This window comes from Azospirillum sp. P4_B5 (assembly GCF_056402275.1).
Genome location: NZ_JBFUHT010000006.1, coordinates 23073 through 47574 on the forward strand (window position 1 = coordinate 23073; position 24502 = coordinate 47574).

Consider the following 24502-nt stretch of genomic DNA (forward strand, 5'->3'; position numbering starts at 1 on the left):
AACGTTGCCCCCATCCTAACCCTCCCCTGCGAAAGCGGGGGAGGGCCGGGGTGGAGGCCAGTTCCCTAAGACGGGCGTCTCAACCAGCCGCCTACAGCGTCCCCGCATAAGCGCCGCCGTCCATCAGCACGTTCTGCCCGGTCATGAAACCGGCGTGGGCGGAGCAGAGAAAAGCGCAGGCCGCACCGAACTCCGCCGGATCGCCGAAGCGGCCGGACGGGTTGCCGGCGCGACGGAGGTCCATCTCCTCGTCCAGGCTGCGGTTGTTGGCCTTGGCCCCGCCTTCCATGGTGGCGCGCAGGCGGTCGGTCTCGAAGGGGCCGGGCAGCAGGTTGTTGATCGTCACGTTGTGCCGCACGGTCTGGCGCGACAGCCCGGCGACGAAACCGGTCAGCCCCGCCCGCGCCCCGTTGGACAGGCCGAGGATCGGGATCGGCGCCTTCACCGCCGCCGAGGTGACGTTGACGATCCGCCCGAAGCGGCGGCCGATCATGCCGTCCACCGTCGCCTTGATGAGGAAGATCGGGGCCAGCATGTTGGCCTCGACGGCACGAACCCAGTCGTCGCGCTCCCAATCGCGGAAGTCGCCCGGCGGCGGGCCGCCCGCGTTGTTGACGAGGATGTCGGGCTCCGGACAGGCGGCCAGCGCGGCGGCGCGCCCCTCCTCCGTCGCGATGTCGCCGGCGGCGGTGGTCACGGTGGCGCCGGTCTCCTTGCGGATCTCCTCCGCGGCTGCCTCCAGCAGGTCGCGGCCGCGCGCGGTGATGGTGACCTGCACCCCTTCGCGCGCCAGCGCCATGGCGCAGGCCTTACCCAGTCCCTTGCTGGCTGCGCACACGATGGCGCGGCGTCCGGCAATTCCCAGATCCATCCTCGTCTCCTCCCTTCCCGGCCTCCAGACCGGCCAGCACCTCGCGGGCCAGCGGCACGGTCAAGGGACGGTGCGCGGCCAGCGAGGCGCGGTCAAGCGCCGCGACCACCCGACCCGCCGCCTCCAGCGACCGCTCCATCCGGGTCAGCAGATAGGTGATGAGGTCCATGCCCGGCCGCAACTGGCGGTCGGCGAACAGCTTGACCAGCACGGCGGCGAGCAGGGCGTCGTCCGGCGCATCCACCCCCACCGCGGGGGCTGCCTTGATGCGGGAGCGCAGGTCGGCCAGTTTCATCCGCCAGCGTGACGGCGGGCGGCGCGACAGCAGGAGCAGATGCCCGCCCGAGTCGCGGGCGAGGTTGTAGAGGTGGAACAGCGCCTCCTCCCGCGCCGGCGCGCCGGTCACCCGGTCCGCGTCCTCCACCACCACGGCGTTGGCGCGGGCCAGCAGGGCGTGCGGGTCGATCTGGTCCAGGGTGTCGCCCATGGCGATGGGGGCGTGGCTGCGCGCCCGCCAGACATGGCCCAGATGGGTCTTGCCACAACCGTCCGGCCCATACAGCGTCAGGGCCGGCGCCGGCCAGGACGGCCAGCGGTCGAGCCACGCCACCGCCTCGGCGTTGCTGGGCGCCACGAGGAAATCCTCGCAGCCCATGGCGGCGCGGTGTCCGAGGTCGAGCGGTATCTGAGCCGCAAGGGTCATGAGGCGGGAGCCATCAGGAAGGGGTACCGCGGTAGTAGGGGCTCTCAAGATAGCGCCCCAACGCGAAGCGTGTCAGCACCCCGATCACCGCCGCCACCGGAACCGCCAGCAGGACGCCGACGAAACCGAACAGCGACCCGCCGGCCAGCAGGGCGAAGATCACCCAGACCGCGTGCAGCCCGACCTTCTCGCCCACCAGCTTCGGCGTCAGGACGTTGCCCTCCACCGCCTGCCCGAACAGGAAGATCGCGATGACGAAGGCGACCCGCCACGGGTCGTCGAACTGCAGCAGGGCCAGCCCGGTGCTCGACACGAATCCGAACAGCGAGCCGACATAGGGGATGAAGGACAGGAGCCCCGCCATCAGCCCGATCACCAGCCCGAAATCCAGCCCCGCCAGCGACAGCGCCACCGCGTAGAACACCCCGAGCACGAGGCAGACCAGCGCCTGCCCGCGGACGAATCCGGCCAGCGTCTCGTCCACCTCGCGCGCCTGCTCCCGGATGGTCGCGGCGTGGTGCAGGGGCAGCCAGCCGTTCACCTTGTCGACCAGGATGTCCCAATCGCGCATCAGGTAGAAGGCCACGATGGGCGTGATGAACATCACCGACAGCACATCGAACAGCGCCAGCCCGCCGGACAGGATGTGCTTCAGCACCCGCCCGACCCAGCCGACGACATCCCCGGCGTAATTGCCGGCGGCGCCGCGCAGCCGCTCCACATCCTCCGTCGACAGGCGGTGGATCAGCCGGTCCAGCATCGGCAGCAGCCGATCCCGCGCCGCGTTGGCGTAGTTGGGAAGCACCTCGATCAGGTGGGACACCTGGGCCTGCACCAATGGCAGCAGCAGCAGGACCATCAGGACCAGCACCAGGACGAAGGACAGCAGCACCAGCGTCGTCGCCAGCCAGCGTGGCAGGCGCCATCGTTCCACCCGGTCGACCACCGGGTCCAATAGATAGGCGACCGCCAGCCCCATCACGAAGGGCAGCAGCATGCCGGACAGAAGCCACAGCACCAGAACGAACAGGCCAAGGCCGATCAGCCAGAAGCGGATCTGCTTGCCCGCCGTCACGGCACCCCTCCGTGCCGGCTGAACAGAAGACCGCCGCGGTAGACGTAGGCCAGCCCCGACAGCACCGTGGTTCCGGCGCAGGCCCAGATCAGCAGCGGCACCAGCTCCCGCCCGAACAGGTGGAAGTCGGGCAGCCCCAGCCCCGCCGGGGCAAGGACCGCCGCCGCCAGGGCAAGCTGCACCGCCGTGTTGATCTTGCTGACGTAGAGCGGCTGCATCGCCAGCGACTCCTTCAGCGTGTAGAGCAGCATCACCCCGCCGATGATCATCAGGTCGCGGAACACCACCAGGATGACCAGCCACAGCGGCAGCACGCCGATGTGGCCCAGCGAGACGTAGACGCTGACCAGCAGCGCCTTGTCGGCGATCGGGTCGAGATAGGCGCCGAGCACCGTGCGGGCGCGGAACATGCGGGCCACCGCGCCGTCCACGGCGTCGGAAACCCCCGCCCCGACGAACAGCCAGAAGGCGACCCCCAGCTCCCCGGCCAGGATGAAATAGACGGCGACCGGCACCACCAGGATGCGGCCGAAGGTGATGATGTTCGGGATGCTCACCGCGGTGCCTTCTGCCGTTGTCCCTTGCGCCGGCGCCCCGTCAAGGGCCGGTACCGGCCCGTCTGTAACGCCGTCACGCCCTCTACCGTCACGGGCGCGCCGTGCCTGCCGGCAGCGTGCCCAAAATGCGCGGCGGCGCCCCCGGTGCCGCCTGCGGCGCGCCGACCGGGGCCGGCGCCACGCCGGGATAGGCCGACGGCGCGGCGGTGGCCGGCGAGAAGACGGACGGAGACGCCGGGACGGATGCCGGCGAAACGGCGGCGGGCTGTGCCAGGGACGACGCCCCGGCGCCCTTCGCCAGCACCTGGAGCTGCCATTCCGGCGTGGGCGCGACCGGCGGGAGCGGCTGGCCCGGAACGGGCACCGGAACCGGCGCTGCGACCGCCCCGGTGCGGGCGAGGCCGAGATCGCGGCGGGCCAGCGCCTGGCGCAGCCGCTCGACGTCGCCGCGGTGGGTCAGCGCGACCAGCGCCTCGTAGCGGCTGATCGACAGCACGTCGGTGCGGGTGACCGCGTTGACCATGCCCAGCCGCTTGCGCGTCTCCACCCAGTCGTTGAGGCTGGCCAGCGGCACGCGCACCAGCGTCGCCTGCTCCGGCCCGCTCGCCACGGTGTTGTCGCGGCGGTAGGATTCGTCGATGGCGGCCGACACGAAGGTGGTCGCGCGGGTCAGGAAGTCGCCGGCCCGGTCGGCCATGTCGGCCTTCACGTTGACCGTCTGCTGGTCCCGCGCGCCGTCGGGGGTGTAGTGGGTCACCTCGACCGCCAGCGGACGGCCGAGATCCAGACCGCCCGCCGGCAGGTCGGTCTTGGCGACGATCACGCCCCCGGCGTTGTAGCGCTGGGCGATGCGGGCCAGAGCTTCCTGATCGCCGGACAGCGCCTCGTTCACGCCGATGGCGGAGATGTCAGCCAACTCCCCATCCGGGACGACCAGCGGCACCAGCGAGGCGCCGGTTTGCCGACCCTCCCAGGCCTCGCGCCAGTCGGTGCGGTCCTCCCACAGGACGGGGCGCCCGTCCACGACGGTGACCGGCAGGATCACGTAGGGCCGGGCCGGCGGCTCGACATACTGCTGGCCGCCGCCGGCCAGCGTTTCGCGCACGGAATTGGGGCGGAAGCGCACGGTGATGCTGCCGACATAGCGGGTGGCCGACACCTTCTCGTCGTCGATCTCGAAGCCCTGGACCAGCCGGGCGAGTTCGATGTCCGACACCCGCGGCACGCTGGGGGCGGTGGGGACGAGGCGCTTGTACAGCTCCGCCCACGCCTTCACCTGCGCGTCGCGGATCGCCTGATCGCGGGCGGCGTTGGCGTTGGCCGCGCTGACATCGACCTTCACGCCCGACACGGTGAAGGGGTCTGCCGCCGGAACCGCCGCGGGTACCGTCCCCGAAGCTGCCCCCGGAACGGCCGCGGGCGCCGCCACCGCGGGTGGAGCGGCGCCGGGCACCTGCGCGTCCACGGGGCCGGCCGGAACGGCCAGGGCCACGGTGATGGCGGCGAAGCCCGCAAACAGCGGCGCATGGCGGCGGTGGAGCATTGCAAAGCCTTCCGATTCGAGTATGTTCGGCCCGTTCCCTTATGACCCGGCCCAAAATGACCCGGTTCAGGTGGCCCAGGTATATAGCTCAGCCCAAGCGAGGATACCATCAGCACCCAGTCTAATAACACGTCCGACGCCTACAAGCAGGCCGGCGTGGACATTGATGCGGGCAACGCGCTCGTTGACGCGATCAAGCCGCTCGCCCGTTCCACCGCGCGCCCGGGCTCCGACGCCGGGCTGGGCGGGTTCGGCGCCCTGTTCGACCTGCGCGCGGCCGGGTATCACGACCCGCTGCTCGTCGCCACCACGGACGGCGTCGGCACCAAGCTGAAGGTCGCCATCCTGGCGAACCGGCACGACACGGTGGGCATCGACCTCGTGGCGATGTGCGTGAACGACCTCGTCGTCCAGGGCGCGGAGCCGCTGCTGTTCCTCGACTACTACGCCACGGGCAAGCTGGACGTCGCCGCGGGCCGCGCCATCGTCGCCGGCATCGCGGAAGGCTGCCGGCAGGCCGGCTGCGCGCTGGTCGGCGGCGAGACGGCGGAAATGCCGGGCATGTACGCCGAGGGCGACTACGACCTCGCCGGCTTCTCGGTCGGTGCGGTGGAGCGCAAGGACGCGCTGACCGGCGCCACCGTGCAGGACGGAGATGTCGTGCTCGGCCTCGCCTCCTCCGGCGTGCATTCCAACGGCTATTCGCTGGTCCGCAAGCTGGTCGAGACGTCCGGCCTCGGCTACGACTCGCCCTGCCCCTGGGACGCCGGGAAGACGCTGGGCGAGGCGCTGCTGACCCCGACCCGCATCTATGTGAAGAGCACGCTGGCCGCGGTGCGCGCCGGCACGGTGCGGGCGATGGCACACATCACCGGCGGCGGCCTGATCGAGAACATCCCGCGCGTCCTGCCGGACGGGCTGGGCGTCACGCTCGACGCATCCACGTGGCCGCTGCCTCCGGTCTTCAACTGGCTGATGAAGACGGGCGGTCTGACCCCGCTGGACATGGCGCGCACCTTCAACACCGGTCTCGGCATGGTCGTCGTGGTCCCGGCGGACAAGGCGAAGCAGGCGGCCGAGATCCTGGCCCAGGGCGGCGAGACGGTCTTCACCGTCGGTACCGTGCATGCGGTCAAGGATGGCGACGCCCGCGTCACCGTCACCGGCATGGACACGGCATGGTCGGCCTGACGCCAAACTCTCTGAAGGTTGGCGTCCTGATCTCCGGGCGCGGCAGCAATCTGCAGGCGTTGATCGACGCCTGCGCCGCCCTGGACTTTCCGGCGGAGATCGCGCTGGTGCTCTCCAACAAGGCCGACGCCTATGGGTTGGAACGTGCCGCATCCGCCGGAGTGCCCGTCGCCGTGGTCAGCCACCGCGACTTCCCCGGCGACAAGCGGTCGTTCGAGGAGGCCATGGACGCGCGCCTGCGCGAGGCGGGCGTGGAACTGGTCTGTCTGGCCGGTTTCATGCGGCTGCTGTCGCCCTGGTTCGTCGAGCGCTGGCACGACCGGATGATCAACATCCACCCGTCGCTTCTGCCCTCCTTCAAGGGGCTGGACACGCACCAGCGGGCGCTGGACGCCGGGGTGCGCTTCCACGGTTGCACGGTGCATTATGTGCGTTCGGAGATGGACGAGGGGCCGATCATCGCCCAGGCCGCGGTGCCGGTCCTGCCCGGCGACGACGCCGACCGGCTGTCCGTCCGCGTGCTGGAGGCCGAGCACCGGCTCTACCCCCAGGCGCTGCGCCTGATCGCCGAGGGCCGCGCCCGCGTCGAGGATGGCCGGGTGACCCTGTCAGGCCCGGCGGCGGCGCTGCCGACGCTCATCAACCCGCCGGCCTGAGCCGTCCCAAGCGGGGCCTTTGGCCAAGCGGGACCCTTGCCGCAACCGTCCGCACTCCCCACATTCTCCGCCGGAACCATAAAAGGGGAGGCAAAGCGCGATGGCGGTTACCGATCACGGCCACAATCCGGTCAGCGAGGATGTCGTCCGCCGTCACGAGGCGGGCTGGCACGCCTTCACCCGCTTCATGACGCTGGCGACCGCAGGGGTGATCGCCGTGCTGGTCTTCATGGCGATTTTCCTGGTCTAGCGGCTCTATCCGGCCGCCGACCGATCGGCCGCGGCGGGGCGCTTACGCCCCGTCCGGCAGACGGCCCAGCAGCAGGTCGCGCATTTCGCCGACCAGAGCGTCCACCTGCTCCTCCCACGTCTCGGTGCCGCCCTGAATGGCGTGCATGACGTGCGTCGCGAGGTGGATCAGCGCGGCGCGCACGCAATCCTCCGCCGGGAAATCCAGCCCCACCGTGTCCTGAAGGAACTGGCCGAGCTGGTCGGCGGCGTTCCAGGGATGGACGACCACCGTGTCGAAGCCGCTGGTCCCCAGGAACACCGCGTTCAGGGCCGTCGCCTGCGCGTTGATCGCGTCGATGGCCGCGTCCTGCTCGACGTTGCCGCGCAGCACCTCTTGGAAGGCCGCCAGGCACTGGTCGACGTAGCCGCGCACCAGCAGTTCCACCACGCCCGGATCGCTCAGGTCGTTCCTGCCCTTCACGAGGGGCGGCAGCGGTTCCAGCAGGGCCGCGACGATCGGCTTGACGTGCGGATTTTCCATGGCGGGGGTACTCCTAGCGGTAGAATCCCCGAATACTCGACTTCGCCACGCCTGTCCACGACGCCGTTACGCTGTCCAGGCGACAAGTTGCGGGCGGAAGAGCCTGAATCGAAAAGGGCCGCCCCGGTCGGGACGGCCCTTCGCGCAAGGCTGCGAAGCGGACGAGCCGCGATCAGCCCACCAGCTCAATGCCGGCGAAGAAGAAGGCGATCTCCTGAGCGGCGGTCTCCGGAGCGTCGGAGCCGTGCACCGAGTTGGCCTCGATCGACTCGGCGAACTCCTTGCGGATGGTGCCCTCGGCGGCGTTGGCCGGGTTGGTGGCGCCCATGATCTCGCGGTTGCGGGCGATGGCGTTCTCGCCTTCCAGGACCTGGAGCACGACCGGGCCGGAGATCATGAAGGAGACGAGGTCGTTGAAGAACGGACGCTCGCGATGCACGCCGTAGAACTGCTCGGCCTGGGCCTGGGACAGCTGGACGCGCTTCTGCGCGACGATGCGCAGGCCGCCGTCCTCGAACTTGGCGTTGATCTTGCCGGTCAGGTTGCGGCGGGTGGCATCGGGCTTGATGATCGAGAGGGTGCGTTCGACGGCCATGGCGGTGGGCTCCTGCTGGAAATGCGTTATGGGCGCCGCTGGTTTGGCCGGGGCGCCGGTTGCGCGGGGTTATATAGCCGCTTTTCGGCCACGGCAACCGGTTCGTGAGGCCGCTTCGCGAGGCCGCGCCGCGCGCCGCCGCGCGGCTGCCATGAAGGGTTGCCCCGCGGGTCGCGCTTCAAATCGCGGTTTCCCCGTGGTAAACCGGCGCCGATATGCTGCACATCAACGACCTGACGTTCCGCTACGGCGGACGTGTGCTGTTCGACCGCGCCACCGCGGTCGTGTCGAAGGGCCACCGCGTGGCGCTGGTCGGCCGCAACGGCACCGGAAAATCCACCCTCCTCAAGCTCATCGCCGGCCAGCTCCAGACGGACGCCGGAGCCATCGGCGTGCCCACCGGCACCAAGATCGGCATGGTGGCGCAGGAGGCCCCGAGCGGCGCCACCACCCTGATCGACGCCGTCCTGGCCGCCGACACGGAGCGCACCGCCCTGCTGGCCGAGGCCGAGACGGCCACCGACCCGATGCGCATCGGCGAGATCCACGCCCGGCTGGCCGACATCGAGGCCCATTCGGCGCCGTCGCGCGCCGCCCAGGTGCTCTCCGGCCTGGGGTTCGACGCCGACGCGCAGGCGCGGCCCTGCTCCGACTTCTCGGGCGGCTGGCGGATGCGCGTGGCGCTGGCCGGCGTGCTGTTCGCCCGGCCCGACCTGCTGCTGCTCGACGAGCCGACGAACCACCTCGACCTGGAGGCGACCATCTGGCTTGAGGGGTACCTCAAGAACTACCCCCACACGATCCTGCTGGTCAGCCACGACCGCGACCTCTTGAACTCGGTCCCCACGACGACCATCCATGTGGACCAGGGCCGGCTGGTGACCTACGCCGGCAACTACGACCAGTTCCTCAAGCAGCGCCGCGCCAACATGGAGCGGCTGCAGGCCATGGCGACCAAGCAGGAGGCCAAGCGCAAGCACATGATGGCCTTCGTCGAACGCTTCCGCTACAAGGCGACCAAGGCCCGGCAGGCGCAGAGCCGGCTGAAGGCGCTGGAGAAGCTGGAGACCATCACGCTGATGGAGGACGACGCCGAGGTCGTCTTCAACTTCCCCCAGCCGGACGAGATGCCCCCGCCGCTGATTTCGCTGGACGGGGTGACCATCGGCTACGGCGACCGCGCCATCCTGCGCCGCGTCAACCTGCGCATCGACATGGACGACCGCATCGCCCTGCTCGGCGCCAACGGCAACGGCAAATCGACGCTGGTGAAGCTGCTGGCCGGACGGCTGGAGGCGATGGCCGGCGAGGTGAAGCGCCCGACCAAGCTGCGCGTCGGCTATTTCGCCCAGCACCAGCAGGACGAGTTGGACCTGTCCCTGACCCCCATCCAGCAGACCCAGCGCATCATGCCGCTGGCGCCGGAGGAGAAGGTGCGCGCCCATCTCGGCCGCTTCGGCTTCCAGCAGAGCAAGGCGGAAACCCGCATCTCCGACCTGTCGGGCGGCGAGAAGGCCCGGCTGCTGCTGGCCCTGATGAGCCGCGAGACGCCGCACATCCTGATGCTGGACGAGCCGACCAACCATCTCGACGTGGACAGCCGCGAGGCGCTGATCGAGGCGATCAACGGGTTCGAGGGCGCCGTCATCCTCATCAGCCACGACCCGCACCTGATCGAGCTGACCGCCGACCGGCTGCTGCTGGTCGCCGACGGCACGGTGCAGCCCTACGACGGCGACCTCGACGACTACCGCCGCTTCCTCCTGGACCGCGCGCGGGCCGAGCGCGCCGCCGCCAAGGGCGGCGAGGCGGCGGACGCCGGGGCGAGCCGCAAGGACCAGCGCCGCGCCGCGGCGGAGGCCCGCGCCACCCTGGCCCCGCTGAAGAAGAAGGCCACCGACGCGGAGTCGCAGGTCAACAAGCTGACCGAGGAGAAGCGCAAGATCGAGGCGAAACTGGCCGATCCCGCCCTCTACAGCGGTCCCAGCGACAAGCTGCGGAAGCTGCAGATCGATCTCGGCGTCGTGGACAAGAAGCTGTCCGCCGCCGAGGAGGCATGGCTGGAGCATCTCGAAGCCTATGAGTCGGCGGCGGCGGAGGCCGGCGTATGAGCGTGCCGCGCAACGTGGCCTTCACCGGAGCGGGCTCGCTCCCCGCCACGGTCGCCCGCCGGGGACGCCAGGACCATGGGGAGGAGCGGACCTCCGACGTCCTGGCGGCCTTCCGCGCCAACCTGCCGGACGGGCGGGTGTCGCTGGGCGACCTGATTAAGGCGTTGGGCGACCGCTCGCTGGGCACCATCCTGCTGGCCCTGTCGCTTCCCACCATCGCGCCGGTGCCGCTGGGCGTGTCCTGCCTGTTCGACCTGCCGATCCTGCTGTTCTCCGCCCAGATGGCCTTCGGCAGGCGCGGCGCCGCCCTGCCCGGCTGGATTCTGCGCCGCTCGGTCAGCCGGTCGCTCGCCGCGCGGATGATCGACAAGGCGATGCCGCGGCTGACCGCCATCGAACGAATGCTGAAACCGCGCCACAGCCGCTTCGCCAGCATCGACGGAGAGCGCTGGTTCGGCGTGCTGGTCCTTCTGCTGTCGCTGACCTGCGTGGTGCCGCTGCCGCTGACCGGCTGGCTGCCCGGCTTCGCCCTCGTCCTGCTGTCGCTGGGCCTGATCGAGCGCGACGGGGCCGCGGTCGCGGTCAGCCTCGCCCTCACCGTGGCCGCGCTGGTCTTCTTCGCGCTGGTCGCCAGCAGCCTGTCCTACGCCGGGCAGACCTTGCTGTCTCTTGCACCGTCATATCCCGCGTTTATGGCATAGCTTCCGCCGCTTCGGCCGGTTGCGGGGGAACCCGGGATGCGACATAAGTGCGCTCTGGGATTGTTAGGTTCGGGACCCCCTGAGGCTCCAGCTTGTTTAGCCCCGGGGTAAAACGCTCAACAGCCAACGGCGAAAGGCCGATCATGACACCAACGGAAATCACCGTCGCGGAGAAGCAGAAAAGCGGCAAGACGCCGCCGGCCGCGTGGCTTTTCTTCCAGCGTTGGTTGGCAAATCCCCTTTCCATGGGTTCCGTTACACCATCCTCGGGCGCGCTCTGCCGGCTGATCGGGGAGCAGGTGCTGTGCGGGCCGGATCAGGTCGTCGTGGAGTTCGGCGGCGGCACCGGCGCCATCACCAAGGCCCTGCTTCAGCGCGGCATTCCGGGCAACCGCATCTTCACCTTCGAGATCGACGACCATCTGTCGCGCTTCCTGCGCGGCCATTACCCGGACGTCAACGTCGTCCATGACGACTGCCGCAAGGCCGCCGACATCCTCGGCCCGGAGCTGGTCGGCAAGGTCGGCACGGTGGTCATCGGCATCCCCATGCTGAACCTGCCGATGCGCGCCCAGAAGGAGGTCGTCGAGGCCTGTTTCCGCATCCTGCCCGAGGGCGGGCGCTTCGTTCTCTATACCTACGGCCTCGTGTCGCCGCTGAACCAGCGCGCGCTGGGCGTCAAGGGCAAGCGGCTGGGCTTCACCCCGCTGAACGTCCCGCCGGCCTCCGTCTGGGGCTATTGGAAAGCCAAGCCGTAATCCCCCCTATCACTCCTTGCGCGGCGCCTGCCGCAGCAGGACATCCGTCAAGCCCACCGGCAGAGCCGCCAGCAGCCACACGGTGGCGGCCATCGGCCAGGGGAAGGCGATGCGCGCCTTGTTGCGGGCCAGCCCGCTCTTGATGACCCGGGCGGCGCGGTCCGTCTCCATCAGGAAGGGCATGGGGAAGCGGTTCACCGCGGTCATCCGGCTTTTCACGAAGCCCGGACAGATCACCGTCACGCCGATCCCCTGCCCCGCCAGATCGCCGCGCAGCGACTCGCCATAGACCCGCACCGCCGCCTTGCTGGCGCAATAGGCGGGCGCGCCGGGCATGCCGCGGAAGCCGGCCAGCGAAGCCATCAGGGCGATCTGTCCGCGCCGCCGCTCCTGCATGCCGGGCAGCAGCGGGTGGACGCTGTTCAGCACGCCATCCACATTCACCTGGAAGATGCGCCGCGCCTGCTCGGCGCTTTCCACGCCGCCCCCGGTGCCCGCGGAGATTCCGGCGTTGGCGATGACCAGATCGACCGGCGCGCGGGCGTCCAGCGCGGTCAGCCACGCCGCCATGGCCTCGCGGTCCGCCGCGTCGACGAGCGCCGTTTCCACCGCCGCCCCGGCGGCACGGCAGCGCTCCGCCACCGCCTCCAGCCGCGCGGAGTCGCGCCCGCTCAGGCCCAGCGCGACGCCGGGAGCGGCGTAGGCGCGGGCCAGTTCCTCCCCGATGCCGCTGGACGCCCCGGTGATGACGATCGAGCGCGGATCGCGCATGCCCCTGTCCCCCTTGTCCCTGACGCTTGTTGCCTTGGCCGCCCGACGCTATAACGTGAGCCTCCCGATCCCACAAATACTCGTCGAGGCCGCTTTGCCCGCCCAACGCTCCGCCGTATCCAGCATGACCGGTTTCGCACGCGTGGACGGGCATGCCGACGGCTACAGTTGGACCTTCGAGGTGAAGAGCGTCAACGGGCGCAACCTCGACATCCGCTGCCGCCAGCCCGCCGGCTTCGACACGCTGGAGGCCGCCGCCCGCGCCGAGATCCCCAAGCGGCTGGCCCGCGGCAGCGTCAACCTGAACCTGACCGTCACCCGCAGCCAGTCGGTGTCGCAGCTCCGCATCAACCGCGAGCTTCTCGCCCAGGTGCTGGAGCTGGCGCGCGAGATCGAGGGCGCCGGCGCCGCGCCGCCGCGGCTCGATTCGCTGCTCGCCGTCCGTGGCATCATCGAACCGGTGGAGGAGGACGAGGGCGAGGCGCGGGAGCGGGTGGAGGCCGCGCTGAAGGCCGACCTCGGCCGGCTGATCGGCGAACTGGTCACCGCCCGCCTGTCGGAGGGGGCGCGTCTGGTCACCGTCCTGAACGGCCATCTCGACGAGATCGAGCGGCTGATCACCGCCGCCGCCGCCTGCGCCAGCACCCAGCCCGAGGCTTTGCGCGAACGGCTGCGCAATCAGGTCGCCGCCCTGCTCGACGCCGCGCCGGCCCTGCCGGAGGAGCGGCTCGTCCAGGAGGCCGCCATCCTGATCGCCAAGGCCGACGTGCGCGAGGAGATGGACCGCCTGCGCGCCCATATCCAGGCCGCCCGCGACATGCTGGCGGAGGGGGGCGCCATCGGCCGCCGCTTCGACTTTCTGTGCCAGGAATTCAACCGCGAAGCCAACACCCTGTGCTCCAAGTCCGCGGACGTGGAGCTGACCCGCATCGGCCTGTCGCTGAAAGCCTCCATCGAGCAGCTTCGCGAGCAGGTCCAGAACATCGAGTGACACCCGCCCCATGCCCGAGACCATGAACACGAAGATCGCCCGGCGCGGCCTGATGCTCGTGCTGTCCTCCCCCTCCGGGGCGGGCAAGACCACCATTTCGCGCCGCCTGCTGGACCGCGACCCCGGCATCACCCTGTCGGTGTCCGTCACCACCCGTCCGATGCGCCCCGGCGAGCAGCCGGGCGTCCATTACTATTTCGTCGACATGCCGGAGTTCGACCGCATGGCCGGCCAGGGCGAGTTGCTGGAGCACGCCCGCGTGTTCGGCAACTGCTACGGCACGCCGCGCCACGCCGTGGAGACCGCGCTGAGCGCCGGGCGCGACGTTCTGTTCGACATCGACTGGCAGGGCATGCAGCAGCTGGCGGCCAACGCCCGAGCCGATCTGGTCAGCATCTTCGTCCTGCCGCCCTCGGGCACCGAGCTGGAGCGCCGCCTGCACTCGCGCGGCCAGGACTCGGCGGAGGTGATCGCCCAGCGCATGGCGAAGGCGTCGGACGAGATCAGCCACTGGGGCGAGTACGATTACGTGATCGTCAACAACGACGTCGACGAGAGCGTCACGGCGGTCCAGGCCATCCTGCGCGCCGAGCGGCTGCGCCGGACGCGGCAGGTCGGGATGCCTGCGTTTGTGGAGAGCGTGCAGGCGGCGCTGTAAGGCGACGGCGCATTGCCCCCACCCTTCCCACGCTCCGCGTGGGCCCCTTCCCTCCCCCGCTTCGCAAGGGAGGGAATTATCCCCTCCCCTGCGTCAGCGGGGGAGGGTTAGGGAGGGGGCAAGGCGTCGCGACTCAGACTCTTCTCAATGCGCCCCATGGAAGGTGCGGCTGATGACGTCCATCTGCTGGCTCCGGGTTGGCGCGCGGGGTCAGGTGGACGATGGTGGACTCCACCTTGGGCGGCGGGGTGAAGGCCTTGGCCGGCAGGTTGAACAGCACCCGCGCGTCCGACCGCCACTGCGTGATGACCGACAGGCGGCCGTAGGCCTTGCTGCCCGGCTTGGCGACCAGACGGTCCGCGACCTCCTTCTGGAACATCAGCGTCAGGCTGACGAACTCCTCGATCCGCCCCAGCCAGCCGATCAGCAGCGGCGTCGCCACGTTGTAGGGCAGGTTCGCCACGATGGCCCGCGGGGCCGGGGCGATGTGAATGGGGTCGACCTCCAGCGCGTCGCCCTCGACGATGGACAGCCGCCCGTCCGCCGCCTGGATCACGTCCTGCAACGCCTCGATGAAACGGTGGTCGCGCTCGATGGCGATGACCTGCTTCGCCTTGGTCGCCAGAAGGGCACGGGTCAGCCCACCCGGCCCGGGACCGATCTCCACGACCGTCACGCCGGTCATGTCGCCCGCCGAGCGCGCGATGCGCCCCGTCAGGTTGAGGTCGAGCAGGAAGTTCTGCCCCAGCGCCTTGCGGGCATCCAGCCCGAAGCGGGCGATCACGTCGCGCAGCGGCGGCAGGGCCTGCGGATCGAAAGCGGTGGGCATGGGGGCGGAGTCGGGCGTGGCGTCGGTCATGGCCGCACTTATAGGACGGCGCAAGCCCGCCGTCATCTGCCGCGCATCATCGTCACCCTTCGCTTTTGAGCGCGATGTTCTCCGGCGCGGCGTCGAGACGGCCCGTGCAGGTGATGCGGCGCCCGTCGTCGAAGGCCTGGGACGGCTTCGGCCCGATGGTCACCTGCAGGACCACCGTGTCGGCCAGCTGATCGCCGAGATCCTGGGGCCGGTCGCCGCCCTGGGAATCGTGGCTGAAGACGCTTTCCAGATACCAGGCCGCCCCGCCGGCTCCCTGCGGCCCGCCGCGGACCAGCGCGCCGGCCAGCCGGGTGTAGACGTCCTTGCACACCTCCTCGGTCCGATTGCGCGGCAGATCGACGAAGTTGGCGTAGGCGACGATCCGCCGGTCCTGAAAGCGGTAGAAGACGCCGCTGCGCGACACCTCCGTCCGCAGATCGCGGGACAGCCCGTCCACCGTGTCGTGCAGGTCGCCGCGCAGCCGGGTCATGCCCCAGTCGAGCAGGGTCACCGGTTCCCGCGACAGCCAGTCCAGAGCGTCGCGGGCCTGAACCGGCCCTGAGACGAAGGGCAGAAACATGAAGGACAGCAACAGGACGAGCGCGGCGAAACCCCTCATGGCGTCGGGCCTCCGGACCATCGTTGCGGTGCGACCTTGGCAGCGATGCTAAGCCAGGAGCGCGGCCATAGCCAGCCGGATTCCGGGCCGCATGCCGCGCCCAAGCCGGGGTACCCCCGTCAATCCTCCAGAAGGAAGTCGCGCACCGCGGCGATCTGGTCCCCGGTCATCAGCGCCGGGGCGTGGCCGGTGTGGGCGAACTCCATCAGACGGGCCTTGGGGCCGCGGCGGGTCATCTCCTCCGCCGTCTCCGCCGGCAGAATGTCCGAGGTGGCGCCACGCAGCACCAGCACCGGGCAGCGGATGCGGTCCCAGACGGCCCAAAGGTCGACGTCCTCCATCGGCTGCGCCTTGAACGCCTCGGCGATGGCCGGGTCGTATGCGAGGCCGTAGCAGCCGTCCGGGCGCAGGCGGGCGCTGTGCTCGGCCATGTGGCGCCACGCCTCGTCGGAAAGCCGCCCGAAGCCCATCAGGACGAAGCGCAGGTAGGACTCCACCGCCGCCAGATCCTCGAACACCGGGTCCTTGCCGACGTAATCGGCGATGCGCTGCAAGCCCGCCTTCGGGATGAAGGGGCCGATGTCGTTGACGACCAGCCGGCGGATCGGGCTGTCCGGCTGGGCGGCCAGCAGCATGCCGATCAGCCCGCCCATGGAGGTGCCGACCCAATCCACCGATTCCACCCCCAGCCGGGCGATCAGCGCCGCCATGTCGGCGCAATATTGCGGGTAGCCGTAGAGCGTCGGGTTGCTCAGCCGGCCGCTCTTGCCGCGCCCCACCACATCCGGGCAGGCGACGCGGTAGCGGTCGGCCAGATCGAGCGCCAGCGCGTCGAAATCGCGGCCGTTGCGGGTCAGGCCATGCACGCAGACGGCGGTGCGGGACGCGTCCTCGCGCCCCCACTGGGTGTAGGCGACGCGGTGGAACCCCGCCGCGCTGAGACCGAGAAAGCTGCGTTCGGACATCGGCACGGGCGGCCCCTCCCCTGTTGGTTCGTCCTCAGCCCTTGCCGGGCTTCGCCAGCTCCGCCGCCTGCCGGACGACCATGGGCGACGGGTCCGCCACCGCGGCGTCGAAGGGATGCCGCGGTGCGTCGTACAAGCGGCGGATGGAGCGCACGTAGTTCCGCGTCTCCTCGTAGGGCGGAACGCCCCGGTAGCGGTCCACGGCCCGCTCCCCCGCGTTGTAGCCGGCAAGGGCCAGCGTAACGTCCCCCTGGAAATAGGCCAAGAGCCAGCGCAGGTAGCGTACGCCGCCGCGGATGTTCTGGGCGGGGTCGAAGACGTCGGACACCCCGAAGCGCTCCGCCGTGTCGGGGATGAGCTGCATCAGCCCCGCCGCCTCCTTGGGCGACACCGCGTCGGAACGGAAGGCGCTCTCCACCCGGATCACCGCCATGACCAGCGCCGGATCCAGCCCGTATTGGGGCGCGGTCTTGTGGACCAGCGCGATGATTTCCGGCGGCGGTGGCGACGCCTCGCGCAGCGGGGCCGCGCCGGGGCGGCACCAGGGACGGACATGGCCCATGCGGCCCGGCACATAGGCGACCAGCCGCCGCGCCTCCTTGTGGCCGCGCGACGCCGCGGCGCGCAGCCACGCCGTGCCGACCCGCTGGTCGCGCTTCACCCCGACGCCGAACAGGAAGCGCCGCGCCATGCGGTAGGACGCCTCCGGATCGCCCTTCTCCGCCGCCTCGCAGTCGGCCATGCGCGACTCGCGCGAGGAAACGGAGCCGGACTTGCCCGCGGCAAGGGCGGCGGGGGCCGCCAAAGCAACGAGAAGGGCGAACATCAGGGGGAGGAAACGCACGGGTTGGCCTTGGAACGGTCTGCAAAACCGCATTGATATGAGGCTGCCCGCAAGTCGCGGCAAGCGCAGGACAGGGTTACCCTCTTTTCGACACAGCGCGCAGGCGGCCGCGCAGCGACCGCGCCCAGCCGCGAACCACCGCCAGCGCCGGACGAATCGCCTCGCGCACCCGCCCCACCACCCGCCCCACCACCCGCATGGCGGCCAGCCAGGGCGGCAGGGCGGTCAGCCAGGCCAGCCAGCGCACCACCCGCACGTAGCACCAGGCGAAGGCCGGGATGGTCAGCAGCTTGTCCTTGCCAATGTGGAACAGCCGCTCCACCAGCGTGACCTTCACCAGTTCCACGCCACCGAGCAGCAGCGCGCCCTGGACCGCATGCCCGGTCCCCATCAGATACAGGCCGACCGGCTTCAACGGCTCCAGAATCACCAGCGGAACCACGAACAGCGCCAGCGTCGGATAGGGGCTGAGCCGGCGGATGCGCGCGGCCAGCCGTTCGGCGAAGCGCTGCCGGCCGATCCAGGCGGCCAGCGGGCGCACCGCCTCCAGCGCGACCGCGTCGATCAGGAAGTAGACCAGCGCCGCGACGGTCAGCAGCGGCCGCAGCACGAAGCGGCGCAGCGGTCCCACCAGCCTCCGACCCAAGCTCCGACCCAAGCTCCGAGAGGAGGAACTTCCGTTCGAGGTAGCCATTAGGTCTTTCGTCAGGCGTACAGGGGCGTTTCGCCGGCTTGGGTTCGCTGCGGATTTCCACTATCAAACGTTATTGCCATTGCGCGTCCGTCCTCTCGTCCACTCTCGGTGCGCCCCATCGTGCTCGGCCATTACGATCCTTACCTCGTTGCGCTGTCCGTTGTCGTCGCCTCTTTCGGCGGCTATGTGGCTCTGGACCTCGCCTCTCACGCGCGGGAGGCCGGGCGGGGGCGGAACGGCTGGCTGGGCGCCGCGGCGCTCGCCCTGGGGGCGGGGATCTGGTCGATGCACTTCATCGGCATGATGGCGATGCGCATGCCCGTGCCGGTGTCCTACGACATCCTGCTGACCGCGTTGTCCTTTCTCCTGGCGGTCGGGGTGTCCGGGACCGGACTGTTCGCCGTCGCGCATGGCGGGGGGGGCCGGGCGACCCTGGCGGCGGCGGGTATGCTGACCGGATTCGGGATCGTCGCCATGCATTACGTCGGCATGGCCGGCATGCGGCTGCCGGTGCCGCTGATCTACGACACGCTTCTGGTCGCCGCGTCGGTGGTCATCGCCGTCGCCGCCTCCACCGCCGCGCTCTGGCTCGCCTTCCGCACGGCCAGCCCCCTGCAGCGCCTGTTCGGCGCGCTGGTGCTCGGCGCCGCGGTGGTCAGCATGCATTACGTCGGCATGGCCGCCGCCAGCGCCGTCGAGAACACCATTGGGAAAGCCATTGGGCACGCCGCCCATCTGGACGCCGTTCCGGCCGGGGACGACCTCGGCCTCGTGCTGTCCACGCCGTCTCTCGCCGTGGGAACCGGGATCGGGACGCTGCTGATTCTCTCGCTGGGGCTGCTCTCCGTCCTGATCGACCGCCGCCGTTCGGCGGAGCGCGCGGCGGGGCAGGAGGCGCGTTACCGCTCCGTCGTCGACACCGCCGTGGACCCAATCGTGGTGATCGACGAGACCGGCACCATCCAGTCCTTCAACCGGGCGGCCGAGACGACCTTCGGCTACGGCGCGGAAGAGGCCATCGGCGCGAACGTCCGCATCTTGATGGCGGAGCCGCACCGCTCCGCCCATGACGGCTACATGGCGCATTTCCGCGAAACCGGCGAGCGGCGGATCATCGGCATCGGGCGCGAGGTGGAGGGACGACGCAAGGACGGCTCCCTCTTCCCGCTGGAGTTGTCGGTGGCCCAATGGCACGACGGGCGGCAGCGCCTGTTCACCGGCATCATGCGCGACATCACCGCCCGCAAGGCGGCGGAGGTCGCCCTGCACCGTGCCAAGGCGGAGGCGGAGCGCGCCCGCGAGGAGGCGCTGGCCGCCCGCGACAAAGCCGAACGGGCGGACATGGCCAAGACCAAGTTCCTCGCCGCGGCCAGCCACGACCTGCGCCAGCCCGTGCAGTCGCTGTTCTTCTTCGCCCACGCCCTGTCCGACCGACTCGACGGCCATCCCGCCTCCCCCCTGCTGGCCAGCATGAGCGAGTCGCTGAACGGCCTGCGCACCCTGCTGGACAGCCTGCTGGACGTGTCGCGGCTGGACGCCGGGGCGGTCACCCCCGCGGTGACGGAATTCGCGCTGGGTCCCCTGTTGCAGCGTTTGGCCGAGGAATACCGGGGCCGCGCGGAGGAGGTGGGGATCGCGTTGCGCCACGTCCCCACCGACGCCTGGACGCGCAGCGACCCGGCGCTGGTCGAGCGCATCCTGCGCAATCTCGTGGAGAACGCCATCCGCTACACGGAGAGCGGGCGGATCCTGATCGGCTGCCGCCGCACCGGCAACGGCCTGCGGGTCGAGGTGCTTGACACCGGCATCGGCATCCCCGAGGACAAGCGCGACGAGGTGTTCGTCGAGTTCGCCCAACTCGCCAACCCCGAGCGCGACCGGCGCAAGGGGCTGGGGCTGGGGCTCGCCATCGTGAGGCGGCTGGCCGGTCTGCTCGGCCACGAGGTGACCCTGCGCTCCCGGCCGGGACGGGGCAGCGCCTTCGGCCTGACCGTGCCGTCGGTCGCGCCGCGCCAAGTGATGAAGACCTGCCGCCCGGCCGCCCAGCCCGCCGCCAACGGCGGAAAGGGTCTGGTCGTGGTGGTGGAGGACGACGCCATCATCCTGCTCTCCATGCGGACCATGCTGGAGGAATGGGGGTACGAGGTGGTGGCCGCCGTCTCCGCCGACGAGGCGGTGGGCACGCTGACCAGCCTCGGCCAGCGCCCCGACATGATCGTCGCCGATTACCGCCTGCGCGAGGGGCGGACCGGTCTTCAGGCCATCCGGGACATCTACGGCGTGTGCGGGGTGCGGGTGCCCGCGCTGGTGCTGACCGGCGACACCGACCCCGCGCGCATCGCCGAGGTCCAGCAGAGCGGCCACCGCCTCCTGCACAAGCCGGTGGCGCCGGAGGAGCTGCGCAACGCGCTGACCTCCGCGGCGTAGGCACCGCCGCTTCCAGCCGAGTCCCGAGTGTGGTTGAAAGCGCGCTCCGCCCCGCTTATGGTCTTGGAAAATGGCGTGTTTGCGCCGAAACCACAACCAAAGCCAGGCTCCAGGAGCGCCCCCATGAAAGCCATGCTGCTCGGCTTCGCCGCCGCCATCGTCATCGCCGTCGGCGCGTCGATCGCGCTGACCTCCATCGACCACAGCTCGGCCAGCCGCTTCTCCAGCAGCTCGGTCCGCCTCTGACGCTTACGCGCGGCGGCGGGCGGCCATGGCCTCCGCCGTCGTCAGGGCGGCGATCAGGCTCGACGCGCCGGCCTTGCCCGTGCCGGCGATGTCCAGCGCCGTCCCATGGTCCGGCGAGGTGCGGACGAAGGGCAGACCCAGCGTGATGTTGACCCCGGTGTCGAAGTCGATGGTCTTCAGCGGGATCAGCGCCTGATCGTGGTACATGCACAGCGCCGCGTCATAGCCGCGCCGCGCCGCCGCGTGGAACAGCGTGTCGGCGGGCCGCGGCCCCACCGCGTCGATTCCCTCCGCCCGCAGGTCGGCGATCGCCGGGGCGATGACGTCGATCTCCTCGCGTCCCATGGCGCCGCCCTCCCCCGCGTGGGGGTTCAGGGCAGCGACGGCCAGCCGGGGCCGGGCGATGCCGAAGTCGCGGGCCAGCGCCGCCGCGGTGACCCGCCCGGCGTGGCGGATCGCCTCCCGCGTCACCAGCGGCACGGCGTCGCGGACGGAGACATGGATGGTCACCGGCACAACGCGCAGGTCCTGCGCGGCCAGCATCATCACCGGCTCGCCCGTCAAACCAGCGGCCAGACCGGCCAGATGGGCGAGATACTCCGTGTGCCCGGGATGGCGGAAGCCGGCGGCGTAGAGCGCCGACTTCTGGATCGGGTTGGTGACGACCGCCGACGCCTCCCCCCAGCGGACCAGTTCGACCGCCCGGTCGATGCTGGCGATCACCGCCGCTCCGTTGGCCGGGTCGGGTCGGCCCGGCGTCACCGGCGCCGCCAGCGGCTGCGGCAGCACCGGCAAGGCCGCGCCGAACAGCGCGGCACCCTCGCCCATGCTGCCGACCGCCCTCACCGGGACCGGCAGGCCGAGCCGGGCGGCGAGCGCCTCCAGGCGGGCGGGATCGTCCAGAAGGACGAAGGGCGGCMCCGCGCCGTCCGCGCGGGCCGCCCAGGCCTTTAGAGCGATCTCCCCGCCGATCCCCGCCGGCTCGCCCATGGTCAGGGCGAGCGGCGGCCGGACGCCGGATTCGGTCATCAGTTGCGGATCTCCACGAAGGCGGTGCGGCGCAGGTCGCGCAGGTAGCGGCGGGCCAGCAGGTCGGCGCGCTCGTTGATCAGGTCGCGCTCGATCTCCTCGCGCGGCGGCATCTTGATGTCCTTGGGATCGATCGGCGGCGGGGCCGGGGTGGCCACTGGCTGCGGCTCGGCTTCCGGCGGCGGCTCGATCATCGGCACGTCGCGCTTGCAGACGATCAGGATGACGGCGCCGCCCGGGCTCATCAGCACCGGGCTGGGCTGGCCGAGCGGGATGCCGACGGCGAGTTGCTGGAGGCCCGGCGCGAGGTCCTTGACCCGCAGCGTGCCCATGTCGCCCGACTCCGGAATGCCCATGGCACGCGCCTTCTCGTCGAAGTCGGTGCAGCTCTTGATCGACTTGCGCAGCTTCTCCGCCTGGGCCTGGACCGCCTTCAGCTCCTCCTTCGAGGGGGCCGGAATGACGATCTGCTTCATGTTGACCTTGGCCTTGGCCAGATCGGGCTTCGGCTGGGGCCGCGGGCGCGGCGGCGGGGCCGGCGGCGGGGCGGTGGAGGCGGTGCTGCCGAAGGGGCGCTGGTCGCGCACCAGCAGGACGTGATAGCCGGTCGCCGTGCGGACCGGGGACGAGAGTTGACCGGCGCGCATGGTGGACAGCGTCTTGTCCAGCTCCGCGTTCAGCTCACCCGTGCGCACCCAGCCCATGTCGCCGCCCGAGGCGGCGCCGGCGGACTGCGAGAACTGGCGGGCCAGCGCGGCGAAGTTGCCGCCGCGGCGCACCTCCTCGACCAGCCGTTCGGCGTTGCGCCGCACCTCCTCGTCCTGGTCGGGGCTGTCGACGGCCAGGAAGATCTCGGCCACCAGATATTCCGGCTTGCCGATGTTGGCCTTGATGCGCTGCATCACGGCGTCGATCTCCTCGTCGCCGATCACCACCTCCTGCCGGATGCGACGCTGCATCACGCGCTGCCAGGACAGCAGCGCCCGCACCTGCTCGCGCAAGGTGGAAAGCGGAACGTTCTGGGTCTTCAGCATGGCTTCGAGCTGCGGGCGGCCCATGCGGTTCTGTTCGGCGATGCGCCCGATCGCCTCGTCGATCTCCTTCGACGGGACCGAGACGCCCAGCCGCTTGGCCTCCTGGAGCTGGAGCCGCTCATCGATCAGCTGGCGGAGCACCTGCGGAGTCAGGCGCTGGCGAGTCTCCGCGCTGTCCTGGGCACCGGCGTTCAGCAGAGCGAGGCGGATCCGCGCGTGCACGTCGGACAGCGAGATGACCTCGTCGTTGACGACGGCGGCGATGCGTTCCGCGGGGCCTTGCGTTGCCGCCGCTGGGCTGTTCGGAGCGTTGGGAGCCCGCGTCTGGGCCGCGGCCGGCGCGCCGGCGGCAAGAAGGGCGCAGGCGGTCGCCACGGCGAAGGCAGACCGGACGGCTCGCAAACTCTGCATGGTGCTCCAGACTCCAGAGGTGGTTGCCGTTTAATACGGCCCCCCCGAGCGCGTGTAAACGGAATCGTGGGCCGCATCCTGGAACGGAATTGTGTCCAAAGACCGGGCGGCCGGCGTCGCCCCTACTCGGGATCCCGCGTCAGCCGTCTTCCAGATGCAGCAGCACCGCGGTGCCCAGCAGCACGCTGACGCAGGCCGGGCTCCAGGCCGCCATGGCCAGCGGGATGGTTTCGGAGATGCCGAAGGTGCGGATCACGTCGGTCATCACGAACAGCACGAATCCGGTCAGAACGCCGCCGGACACCATCGTCATGGTGCCGCCGCGCCGCGGCAGCCGCAGCGAGAAGGCCGCGGCGAACAGCACCATCGCCACGTAGAGCAAGGGCTGCGACAGCAGCGACTGGTAATGCAGCCGGTGCCGGACCGCGGGGAAACCGGTAGCCTCCAGCGTGCGGATGAACTGCGGCAGGTCCCAGAAGGAGATCGTCTCCGGCGAGGCGAAGCTCTCCTCGATGGTGGTCCGGTTCAGCTCCGTCGGGATGACGTAGGTCGGGACCGTCTCCGATTCCTTCTTGCCGAGGTTGATCGTGGCGTCCTGCAATTCCCACTTCCGGTCGCGCAGCACGGCCCGCGGCGCGTCCACCCGGCCGATGTAGGTCATGTTGCTGTCGAAGCGCAGGACGATCACTTGGCTCATCTCGAAGGACAGCGGGTTCACCCCGTCGGCGTGGATGAAGTACTGCTCCCCCGCCTCCTGCTGGCGCAGCCAGAGGCCGCTGCGCGAGACGTCGAAGCTGCTCGACTTCAGTTTCAGATAGCGGTCCTGGAGCTGGTTGTACTTGGCGATGAAGACGGCACCGACCGGGTTGATCATCGTCACCTTCACCGCGCCGATCATCAGCACGGCGATCAGCACCGGGGTCAGGAACTGCCACGCCGACACGCCGACCGCACGGGCCACCACCAGCTCCGCACTGCGCGTCAGCCGCCAGAAGGTGAACATGCCGCTGAACAGGATCACGAAGGGAAAGATCTGCTGGCCGATCTCCGGCAGCTTCAGCAGGGCCATGCGCAGGACCAGCCAGAAGGTGATGTCCGGCTTGGTCCCGGCGCGGCGCAACAGCTCCACGACGTCGAGCAGGAGGATGATCGACAGCAGGATGCCGAGCAGCAGCAGAAACCAGATGACGAACTGGCGCCCGATGTAGCGCGACAGCGTAGCGGATGAATACATGGGCTCCGGCCTCCCCGGCCGATCGACGGGCGGTACGCGCCGCGCCGGGGGCTTCCGTCACGGCGTGCCGGGGCTATGTACTGCGGACGGGCGCGGGAAACAACCGGTCCGCGCCTTGACAGGGCGCACGGGAAGGTCTTTATCCCAGGGTGGTTGCGGATCGATCCCACCCGCCCCGGCGCCCGCG

25 protein-coding genes and 1 pseudogene are annotated in these 24502 nt (G+C 70.4%); 10 read left to right on the forward strand and 16 right to left on the reverse strand.

Going from position 1 to position 24502, the window contains the following annotated elements; all coding sequences use genetic code 11:
* Positions 1–91: 91 nt before the first annotated feature.
* The 5 genes from AC1DVI_RS06145 to AC1DVI_RS06165 form a co-directional block, all read right to left on the reverse strand.
* Positions 92–871 carry an SDR family oxidoreductase gene (locus AC1DVI_RS06145; protein ID WP_476957176.1) on the reverse strand — a complete coding sequence of 260 codons (780 nt, stop codon included), beginning with the start codon at positions 869–871 and terminating at the stop codon, positions 92–94.
* Positions 810–1574 (reverse strand): HdaA/DnaA family protein, encoded by a 765-nt coding sequence (locus AC1DVI_RS06150; protein WP_476957177.1) that lies wholly within the window; start codon positions 1572–1574, stop codon positions 810–812. The genes AC1DVI_RS06145 and AC1DVI_RS06150 overlap by 62 nt, the downstream gene beginning before the upstream one ends.
* A gap of 13 nt (positions 1575–1587) precedes the next feature.
* Complete coding sequence (locus AC1DVI_RS06155; protein ID WP_476957178.1) at positions 1588–2649, reverse strand: AI-2E family transporter; 1062 nt, start codon at positions 2647–2649, stop codon at positions 1588–1590.
* Positions 2646–3206: a CDP-alcohol phosphatidyltransferase family protein gene (locus tag AC1DVI_RS06160; protein ID WP_476957179.1), complete on the reverse strand. Its 561-nt coding sequence runs from the start codon at positions 3204–3206 to the stop codon at positions 2646–2648. The genes AC1DVI_RS06155 and AC1DVI_RS06160 overlap by 4 nt, the downstream gene beginning before the upstream one ends.
* An 88-nt stretch (positions 3207–3294) precedes the next feature.
* A complete protein-coding gene (locus AC1DVI_RS06165; protein WP_476957180.1) occupies positions 3295–4749 on the reverse strand; it encodes a DUF2066 domain-containing protein in 1455 nt (484 codons plus the stop codon).
* A gap of 156 nt (positions 4750–4905) precedes the next feature.
* On the opposite strand from AC1DVI_RS06165, the gene purM reads away from it, so the two are divergent.
* The 3 genes from purM to AC1DVI_RS06180 all read left to right on the forward strand — a co-directional run bounded on the left by purM (position 4906) and on the right by AC1DVI_RS06180 (position 6846).
* Positions 4906–5940 carry a phosphoribosylformylglycinamidine cyclo-ligase gene (gene purM / locus AC1DVI_RS06170; protein ID WP_476957181.1) on the forward strand — a complete coding sequence of 345 codons (1035 nt, stop codon included), beginning with the start codon at positions 4906–4908 and terminating at the stop codon, positions 5938–5940.
* The gene (purN, locus tag AC1DVI_RS06175; protein WP_476957182.1) at positions 5928–6596 is read left to right on the forward strand and encodes a phosphoribosylglycinamide formyltransferase; all 669 of its coding nucleotides are present in this window, start codon (positions 5928–5930) and stop codon (positions 6594–6596) included. The genes purM and purN overlap by 13 nt, the downstream gene beginning before the upstream one ends.
* 100 nt (positions 6597–6696) lie before the next feature.
* Complete coding sequence (locus AC1DVI_RS06180) at positions 6697–6846, forward strand: aa3-type cytochrome c oxidase subunit IV (protein ID WP_109072472.1); 150 nt, start codon at positions 6697–6699, stop codon at positions 6844–6846.
* 42 nt (positions 6847–6888) lie between these two features.
* Here the strand turns inward: AC1DVI_RS06180 and AC1DVI_RS06185 are convergent, their stop codons facing one another.
* Both AC1DVI_RS06185 and ndk read right to left on the reverse strand, forming a co-directional pair.
* Positions 6889–7368, reverse strand: a complete 480-nt coding sequence (locus AC1DVI_RS06185) for a hypothetical protein (protein WP_476957183.1) — start codon at positions 7366–7368, stop codon at positions 6889–6891.
* Positions 7369–7540: 172 nt separating this feature from the next.
* The gene (gene ndk, locus AC1DVI_RS06190; RefSeq protein WP_145623832.1) at positions 7541–7963 is read right to left on the reverse strand and encodes a nucleoside-diphosphate kinase; all 423 of its coding nucleotides are present in this window, start codon (positions 7961–7963) and stop codon (positions 7541–7543) included.
* 215 nt (positions 7964–8178) lie between these two features.
* On the opposite strand from ndk, the gene AC1DVI_RS06195 reads away from it, so the two are divergent.
* From AC1DVI_RS06195 to AC1DVI_RS06205, 3 genes are all read left to right on the forward strand, one after another.
* The gene (locus AC1DVI_RS06195; protein WP_476957184.1) at positions 8179–10074 is read left to right on the forward strand and encodes an ABC-F family ATP-binding cassette domain-containing protein; all 1896 of its coding nucleotides are present in this window, start codon (positions 8179–8181) and stop codon (positions 10072–10074) included.
* A complete protein-coding gene (locus AC1DVI_RS06200; RefSeq protein WP_476957185.1) occupies positions 10071–10775 on the forward strand; it encodes an exopolysaccharide biosynthesis protein in 705 nt (234 codons plus the stop codon). The genes AC1DVI_RS06195 and AC1DVI_RS06200 overlap by 4 nt, the downstream gene beginning before the upstream one ends.
* 245 nt (positions 10776–11020) lie before the next feature.
* Complete coding sequence (locus tag AC1DVI_RS06205; RefSeq protein WP_236778273.1) at positions 11021–11533, forward strand: class I SAM-dependent methyltransferase; 513 nt, start codon at positions 11021–11023, stop codon at positions 11531–11533.
* A 9-nt stretch (positions 11534–11542) separates the two neighbouring features.
* Here the strand turns inward: AC1DVI_RS06205 and AC1DVI_RS06210 are convergent, their stop codons facing one another.
* Positions 11543–12304 (reverse strand): SDR family NAD(P)-dependent oxidoreductase, encoded by a 762-nt coding sequence (locus AC1DVI_RS06210; RefSeq protein ID WP_476957186.1) that lies wholly within the window; start codon positions 12302–12304, stop codon positions 11543–11545.
* Between the two features lie 124 nt (positions 12305–12428).
* Here AC1DVI_RS06210 and AC1DVI_RS06215 point away from each other — a divergent pair, with 124 nt between their 5' ends.
* Positions 12429–13295 carry a YicC/YloC family endoribonuclease gene (locus tag AC1DVI_RS06215; protein WP_476957187.1) on the forward strand — a complete coding sequence of 289 codons (867 nt, stop codon included), beginning with the start codon at positions 12429–12431 and terminating at the stop codon, positions 13293–13295.
* Between the two features lie 10 nt (positions 13296–13305).
* The gene (gene gmk / locus AC1DVI_RS06220) at positions 13306–13953 is read left to right on the forward strand and encodes a guanylate kinase (RefSeq protein WP_237905785.1); all 648 of its coding nucleotides are present in this window, start codon (positions 13306–13308) and stop codon (positions 13951–13953) included.
* 193 nt (positions 13954–14146) lie between these two features.
* Here the strand turns inward: gmk and rsmA are convergent.
* The 5 genes and pseudogenes from rsmA to AC1DVI_RS06245 all read right to left on the reverse strand — a co-directional run.
* Positions 14147–14782, reverse strand: a pseudogene (gene rsmA, locus AC1DVI_RS06225) (16S rRNA (adenine(1518)-N(6)/adenine(1519)-N(6))-dimethyltransferase RsmA); the annotation flags it as partial.
* An 82-nt stretch (positions 14783–14864) separates the two neighbouring features.
* Positions 14865–15431, reverse strand: a complete 567-nt coding sequence (locus tag AC1DVI_RS06230) for a hypothetical protein (protein WP_476957188.1) — start codon at positions 15429–15431, stop codon at positions 14865–14867.
* 119 nt (positions 15432–15550) lie between these two features.
* Positions 15551–16402, reverse strand: coding sequence for an alpha/beta fold hydrolase (locus AC1DVI_RS06235; RefSeq protein ID WP_476957189.1), 852 nt, complete (start codon positions 16400–16402; stop codon positions 15551–15553).
* Positions 16403–16430: 28 nt separating this feature from the next.
* Entirely contained in the window at positions 16431–17240 is an 810-nt protein-coding gene (locus AC1DVI_RS06240; RefSeq protein ID WP_149165285.1) for a lytic transglycosylase domain-containing protein, read from the reverse strand.
* A gap of 76 nt (positions 17241–17316) precedes the next feature.
* A complete protein-coding gene (locus tag AC1DVI_RS06245) occupies positions 17317–17871 on the reverse strand; it encodes a hypothetical protein (protein WP_476957190.1) in 555 nt (184 codons plus the stop codon).
* Between the two features lie 183 nt (positions 17872–18054).
* On the opposite strand from AC1DVI_RS06245, the gene AC1DVI_RS06250 reads away from it, so the two are divergent.
* Both AC1DVI_RS06250 and AC1DVI_RS06255 read left to right on the forward strand, forming a co-directional pair.
* A complete protein-coding gene (locus AC1DVI_RS06250) occupies positions 18055–20361 on the forward strand; it encodes a hybrid sensor histidine kinase/response regulator (RefSeq protein ID WP_476957191.1) in 2307 nt (768 codons plus the stop codon).
* A 123-nt stretch (positions 20362–20484) separates the two neighbouring features.
* Complete coding sequence (locus AC1DVI_RS06255) at positions 20485–20607, forward strand: hypothetical protein (protein WP_476957192.1); 123 nt, start codon at positions 20485–20487, stop codon at positions 20605–20607.
* A gap of 3 nt (positions 20608–20610) precedes the next feature.
* On the opposite strand, the gene pdxA is transcribed toward AC1DVI_RS06255, so the two are convergent.
* From pdxA to lptG, 3 genes are all read right to left on the reverse strand, one after another.
* Positions 20611–21636, reverse strand: a complete 1026-nt coding sequence (gene pdxA / locus AC1DVI_RS06260) for a 4-hydroxythreonine-4-phosphate dehydrogenase PdxA (RefSeq protein ID WP_476957193.1) — start codon at positions 21634–21636, stop codon at positions 20611–20613.
* Entirely contained in the window at positions 21636–23081 is a 1446-nt protein-coding gene (locus AC1DVI_RS06265; RefSeq protein ID WP_476957194.1) for a peptidylprolyl isomerase, read from the reverse strand. Before AC1DVI_RS06265 ends, pdxA begins: the two co-directional genes overlap by 1 nt.
* Before the next feature lie 139 nt (positions 23082–23220).
* Positions 23221–24315 carry an LPS export ABC transporter permease LptG gene (gene lptG / locus AC1DVI_RS06270; protein ID WP_476957195.1) on the reverse strand — a complete coding sequence of 365 codons (1095 nt, stop codon included), beginning with the start codon at positions 24313–24315 and terminating at the stop codon, positions 23221–23223.
* Positions 24316–24502 lie beyond the last annotated feature (187 nt).